8 protein-coding genes and 1 tRNA gene are annotated in these 5153 nt (G+C 62.6%); 6 read left to right on the forward strand and 3 right to left on the reverse strand.

What is annotated here, in order from left to right; all coding sequences use genetic code 11:
- From EN745_RS29515 to EN745_RS29525, 3 genes are all read left to right on the forward strand, one after another.
- Positions 1-289: ABC transporter permease subunit (locus tag EN745_RS29515; RefSeq protein WP_127422872.1), on the forward strand; the 289-nt coding region annotated here is incomplete at its 5' end.
- 4 nt (positions 290-293) lie between these two features.
- Positions 294-1100, forward strand: coding sequence for an ABC transporter permease (locus tag EN745_RS29520; RefSeq protein ID WP_127422873.1), 807 nt, complete (start codon positions 294-296; stop codon positions 1098-1100).
- A gap of 109 nt (positions 1101-1209) precedes the next feature.
- Positions 1210-1929: an SDR family NAD(P)-dependent oxidoreductase gene (locus EN745_RS29525; RefSeq protein WP_245455522.1), complete on the forward strand. Its 720-nt coding sequence runs from the start codon at positions 1210-1212 to the stop codon at positions 1927-1929.
- 154 nt (positions 1930-2083) lie between these two features.
- Here EN745_RS29525 and EN745_RS29530 read toward each other — a convergent pair whose 3' ends face one another.
- Positions 2084-2443: a metalloregulator ArsR/SmtB family transcription factor gene (locus EN745_RS29530; RefSeq protein ID WP_127422875.1), complete on the reverse strand. Its 360-nt coding sequence runs from the start codon at positions 2441-2443 to the stop codon at positions 2084-2086.
- 439 nt (positions 2444-2882) lie between these two features.
- On the opposite strand from EN745_RS29530, the gene EN745_RS29535 reads away from it, so the two are divergent.
- Entirely contained in the window at positions 2883-3128 is a 246-nt protein-coding gene (locus EN745_RS29535; RefSeq protein ID WP_127399939.1) for a DUF982 domain-containing protein, read from the forward strand.
- 170 nt (positions 3129-3298) lie between these two features.
- Positions 3299-3997, forward strand: a complete 699-nt coding sequence (locus EN745_RS29540) for an outer membrane protein (RefSeq protein WP_189363195.1) — start codon at positions 3299-3301, stop codon at positions 3995-3997.
- Positions 3998-4083: 86 nt separating this feature from the next.
- Here the strand turns inward: EN745_RS29540 and EN745_RS29545 are convergent.
- Together EN745_RS29545 and EN745_RS29550 are read right to left on the reverse strand one after the other, a co-directional pair.
- Positions 4084-4160 (reverse strand) — tRNA-Arg (locus tag EN745_RS29545).
- Between the two features lie 55 nt (positions 4161-4215).
- On the reverse strand, positions 4216-4521 hold the full coding sequence (locus EN745_RS29550) for an ETC complex I subunit (protein WP_126055558.1): 306 nt from the start codon (positions 4519-4521) through the stop codon (positions 4216-4218).
- A 367-nt stretch (positions 4522-4888) separates the two neighbouring features.
- Between EN745_RS29550 and EN745_RS29555 the strand changes: the two genes are divergently transcribed.
- A partial coding sequence (locus EN745_RS29555) for an NAD(P)-binding protein (RefSeq protein WP_148669378.1) occupies positions 4889-5153 on the forward strand: 265 nt, incomplete at its 3' end.

Raw genomic sequence — 5153 nt, forward strand, 5'->3', positions numbered from 1 at the left:
GCTGGGTTCCAGCCGCATGCGCACCTTCTGGACGGTGTTCGTGCCGATGACGCGCTCCGGCATCATCGGCTCGGCGATGATCGTCTTCGTCTTCTCGCTGGGCTTCTTCGTCACGCCGGCAATCCTCGGCGGCGGGCGCAGCGTGATGATCGCCGAACTGATCTATCTCAGGATCTTCCAGAGCCCGGACTGGGGACTGGGCGCGGCGATCAGCGTCGTGCTGGTGATCTTCGTCGGCGCGCTGATGGCGCTGCTCTTCCGCTCCGTCAAACCGAAGCAATTGGTGTAGCGCGATGCCGACCTACCGCCCCGGCCCCATTTCGCTGATCCTCGCCGTGCTGGTGGCGCTGTTCCTGCTTCTGCCGCTGCTTGCCGTCATCCCGGTGTCGCTGACGCCGAGCCGGATGCTGGCGATGCCGTCGGGCGAGCTGTCGCTGCGCCACTACCGGGCGCTCTACGAGGATCCGCGCTGGATCGACGCCATCCTGCTGTCGATCCGGATCGGCGTGGTCAGCAGCGCCATCTCGACGGTGCTGGCGCTCTGCTTCGGTCTCGGCGTCTGGATGTTCCAGCCGCGCTTCAGCGCGGCCCTTGTCGGCTTTGTGCTGCTGCCGATGGTGGTGCCGCCGGTGGTCTCGGCGATCACGCTCTACTTCCTGCTCACCTCGATCTCGGGGATGAGCTCGTTCTTCGGCTACGACACCTGGCTCGGCGTCGCCATGGCGCACTCGGTGATGACGGTGCCCTTCGCGACCGTGCTGATCCTGGTCTCGCTCAGCCAGCTCGACCGCCGCATCGACCTTGCCGCGCGCGGGCTTGGCGCCAGTGTGTGGGAGCGCGCGACGCGTGTCATCATGCCCAACATCAGGTTCGGCATCGTCACCGCCGCGCTGCTATCCTTCGTGCTCTCCTGGGAAGAGATCGGCGTGACGCTGTTCATCACCTCGGTCAACGCCATAACCTTGCCCCGCCTGATGTGGATGGGCCTGCGCGACAATATCGACCCGGCGATTGCAGCGCTCTCGGTGATCCTGATCATCATCACGGTGCTGGTGCTTGCGGTGAGGAGCCTGGTGACCAGGCAGCGCGGAGCGCGCTAGACTTCAGCGAGAGGTGGCCAAACCTGCTCAAATCGCCAGGCCAACTGCTCGACTTCAATCACGATACGGCGCCTAGTACACGAGACACTGGCGTTTAACGGAGGTGATGATGTCGGTGACTTACGACTTTGCCGGCCGAACAGCCATCGTCACAGGTGGCGCCCGTGGCATCGGTCGAGCGATAGCCAGTAAGCTCGCGTTGAGTGGTGCGGACGTTTGGATCTGGGATATCGAGCCTGTCGAACTGGAAGGCACACGCTCCCTTTCGGTGGACGTGACGAAACGCGATAGCGTCATGGAAGCGCTAAGCCTTATGGACACGACCGAAATCGACATTCTCGTGAACAATGCGGGGTGGCTGGGTAGCTACAAGCCGTTCGAGGAATTCGAACCGGCCGAATGGCAGCGAATCCTGCAGGTCAACCTTCTTGGCACGTTCGAAGTTACGCATCGGGTGCTGCCGCTTATGCGACAAGCGGGCAAGGGTCGGATCGTCAACATGGGTTCGCTTGCCGGTAAAGAGGGACTGCCGAGCCTTGCGGCCTATTCCGCAGCCAGCGCCGGCGTCATCGCTTTCACCAAAGCGCTGTCGCGTGAGGTCAGCGACACCGATATTCGCGTCAACTGCATCGCTCCGGGTCCGATCGATACCCGCCTGATCCGGGACCTCGGCAACGAGACCGTCGACTCAATGATATCGGCAAGTCCGCTCAAGCGACTCGGCGATCCGAACGAGGTCGCGGCGCTGGTTGTATGGCTTTGCTCAGATGCGAGCGCGTTCAACACCGGCGCTGTTTTCGACATGTCCGGCGGCCGAGCCCGATACTAGCAGCAGAGGTGGCGATAGATTCTTGTGGGCTGGTTGAGCCGGACGGCTTTGGTGAACAGGCATAAACAGTCCAGAGCACCGGCCTGGTAGGCCGGTGCTCTACTCACAGGTCGACAGGCTGCCCGGCGCGGCGGGGGCGCCAGGCTTGCCTGGCTCAGGCCGCCTGCGGCCGGCGCTGCCTTTCGGCGACATACTGCCGGTGCTGGCCGGCGAGCGGGCGCTCCGTCGCCAGCAGGCCATCGAGCAAGGCGAGCAACTCGCGCGCTGCGGTCGACTTGCAGGAGTAGTAGACCATCTGCCGGTCGCGGCGGGTTTCGACCAGGCCAAACCTGCGCAGCTTCGCAAGATGCTGCGACAGGGCAGACTGGCTGAGATCGACCTTCTCGGCGAGAGTACCCACCGAGAGTTCGCCCGCAGCCAGATAGTTCATGATCAAAAGCCGCTTCCCGTTGCCCATCACGGTCAGAAACGCTGCCGCGGTTTCGGCGTTGGAAGTGAGTTCCTTCGAGACCATCGATTTCCCCATGCTTCGTGCTCTTCCGAAGCCACGGGGGCAATGGCATCAGACATCCAGAGCGTTACCTGAGCCAACCATCCCGACGAAGTCGGAACTGTGCTCTGCTTCTTGTTTTGACCATGATCCTTCTCGAAAAACCGGTTGCCACCATTCGGGATCATGGCCGGGACGACTCGCGCGCCTTGGAAAGCGGCGCTAGCCGGCGCAGATTCGCAGATTTCCGAACCGGCGCTATCAAGGAGTACCAGCACGGCGCTCTTTCAGCAAGAATATAACGATTTTTTGCGCCGCATTTGCGGCGCCCCGCCCGTTACAAGGCGGCCGCGCCAAGGCCGCGGGAGCGGCCAAGGCGGCCCTTACGCCCTGTTGAGACCGGCAATGAAACCCGGCGCCCTTTTCTGCGTTTAGTTGGGTTAAGGCAATGAGGGTTCCCGACATGACCCAGGGATGGTTTTCGAGGCCGGTCACGGTTTCGGTGGGTGTCGCGGGCGCGATCAGGCACATTTCCAGCGCACAGCAGGCGGCAGAACTGCTGGCGGGCCAATGGCGCGACGCCGGCAGCGCGCTGCACGGTTCGGCGTTGCGCGCCTGCCGCCGGGCGATGAGCGGCGAGGTCTCGGCCGACGCAGCCAGGGACGCGTTCATCGGCGCCGCGCGCGAGGCGCATGTGCTGGTGGAGTGAGCCCGGAGCGCCGGGCGCCTGAAATGCGCATAGTCCGCTCTTTTGGGGACATGCGCCGAGATGCATTTGGGAAACACCTGGCTCTAAAATACAACCGAGCGCTGTCAGCCATTCCCTCACACAAAAAAAATGTGCCACTCATGCACCATCAATCTCGAGGGGTGGGCAGCATGAGATTTATCTTTCAGACCGCAGCAATACTAGGACTCCTGACCACTAGCGCTTTGGCCACGGAGGCCGGTTCGCAACTGCCGGTTGCATCAACTTACAATTGGTCAGGGGCTTATGTTGGCGCGCAGGCAGGATATGGCTGGGGTAAAGACGATTGGACGTTCCTCTCGTTCGACAACACCGGCTATTACGAGGTTCCCGCGAAGCCCGCTGGCGTCTTGGGGGGCATATATGGCGGTTACAATTATCAGTTCGACAATGGTGTTGTTCTCGGCGCCGATGCCGATTTCACATTCGCGGGTCTGAAGAAGGATGGCGTGAGGGGCCACTATATCGGCTCCAGCATCCCGGACACATTCTTCAGCTATGGATCAAAGGTTGACTGGACTGCCGCGCTTCGCGGCAAAGTTGGCTACAGCGTTGATCGCTTCTTACCCTATTTCGCCGGGGGGTTGGCCGTTGCGCGCCAGAACGTGAATGAGACACAGAGCCTCCCATTCTCGCACGATGCGACCCGAACAGGGTGGACATTGGGCCTGGGCTTGGAATACGCGGCGACCGACAACTTGGTCGTTCGCGCTGAATATCGCTACAGCGATTTCGGCAAGAAACTGTTCCAGGTCGGTGGTGGTTGGTCTCCTCTCGAGGATCGGCTCTCGATCAACGACCTCCGCATCGGCGCTGCGTACAAATTTTAGGTAGCTGCGGCACGTCGAAAGCAGGCCCCCGGCATCGTCCGGGGCTTTTTGCATGCGGGGGCGACAAGTCAAGCAACTGAAAGTATTGGCGATCCCGGCAGGATTCGAACCTGCGACCATCGGCTTAGAAGGCCGGTGCTCTATCCAGCTGAGCTACGGGACCGCTGGCCGGCCGCGCCGGCTGATGCTTCGCGAAGGGCGCCGTCCGGCTTGCCGGCTCAGTGCGTCCAGGGCGTCCTGCGGTCATAGCGGAAATTCTCCGCGTAGGAAATCTGCCGGCGCTTGGGCTCCTTCGGCTCCTCGACGCGGAAGGCAAGGCCTTCCTTCTCGGCATAGGCCACCGCCTCTTCCCTGGTGTCGAAAGTCAGCCTGATCTGGCTCAACATGTCGCCAGAGGTGGTGTAGCCCATCAGCGGGTCGATCTTCTTGCGCTGCGCGGGATCGAATTCCAGCACCCAGCGACCGGTCTTGGCCTTGCCGGATTGCATCGCGGTTTTGGCTGGGCTGAAAATGCGCGCGGACATGTCCACCTCGTTGCTCCCCGGAGCAGCACTCCAGGCGTTTGTACCGACGCCCGCCCTCGAAAAGCCCTATTCAGGTTCTCCCGGTCGCGCGCCCACCCCGTCATTACTGTGCAATGACGCCGGCGGCAAGGCGGGTTTGCAACGGACCGCACGACGATTGGCAATCGCGCGGGCGACGATTGGCAATCGCGCGGGCGACGCGGTCGGCGACGTTTTGCAAACGCGCCTGCGACGTTTTGCAAACGCGCCTGCGACGTTTTGCAAACGCGCCTGCGACGTTTTGCAAACGCGCCTGGTTGGCGCGAGACTGGAGGCGGCATATGTCGGATACACTGGTGTGCCACTCACGGCTATGACAATGACAGACATGGCAGCGGAAACCTTGCCGGCCGGCCGACCGGGAACCTTCGAGGGCGCGATCGTGATCGGCGCCGGCGCCGCCGGGCTCGCTGTGGCCCAGGCGCTCGCCGCTGCCGGCGTGGCGACACAGGTGCTGGAGCGGGAAAACAGGCTGGCCGAACCCTGGCACAGACGGCATGAGAACCTGCATCTCAACACCCACCGCGATCTTTCCGCGCTGCCCGGTGTCGCCTATCCCGCCGGCACGCCGGCGTTTCCGCACCGCACCACGG

This window comes from Mesorhizobium sp. M4A.F.Ca.ET.022.05.2.1, assembly GCF_003998845.1.
GTDB lineage: Bacteria > Pseudomonadota > Alphaproteobacteria > Rhizobiales > Rhizobiaceae > Mesorhizobium.

What these genes read in the sequence shown, in the direction of transcription:
- EN745_RS29520 (WP_127422873.1), top strand. Translation starts at nt 294, where the DNA reads ATGCCGACCTACCGCCCCGGCCCCATTTCGCTGATCCTCGCCGTGCTG.
- EN745_RS29525 (WP_245455522.1), top strand. Translation starts at nt 1,210, where the DNA reads ATGTCGGTGACTTACGACTTTGCCGGCCGAACAGCCATCGTCACAGGT.
- EN745_RS29530 (WP_127422875.1), bottom strand. Translation starts at nt 2,443, where the DNA reads ATGGTCTCGAAGGAACTCACTTCCAACGCCGAAACCGCGGCAGCGTTT.
- EN745_RS29535 (WP_127399939.1), top strand. Translation starts at nt 2,883, where the DNA reads ATGACCCAGGGATGGTTTTCGAGGCCGGTCACGGTTTCGGTGGGTGTC.
- EN745_RS29540 (WP_189363195.1), top strand. Translation starts at nt 3,299, where the DNA reads ATGAGATTTATCTTTCAGACCGCAGCAATACTAGGACTCCTGACCACT.
- EN745_RS29550 (WP_126055558.1), bottom strand. Translation starts at nt 4,521, where the DNA reads ATGTCCGCGCGCATTTTCAGCCCAGCCAAAACCGCGATGCAATCCGGC.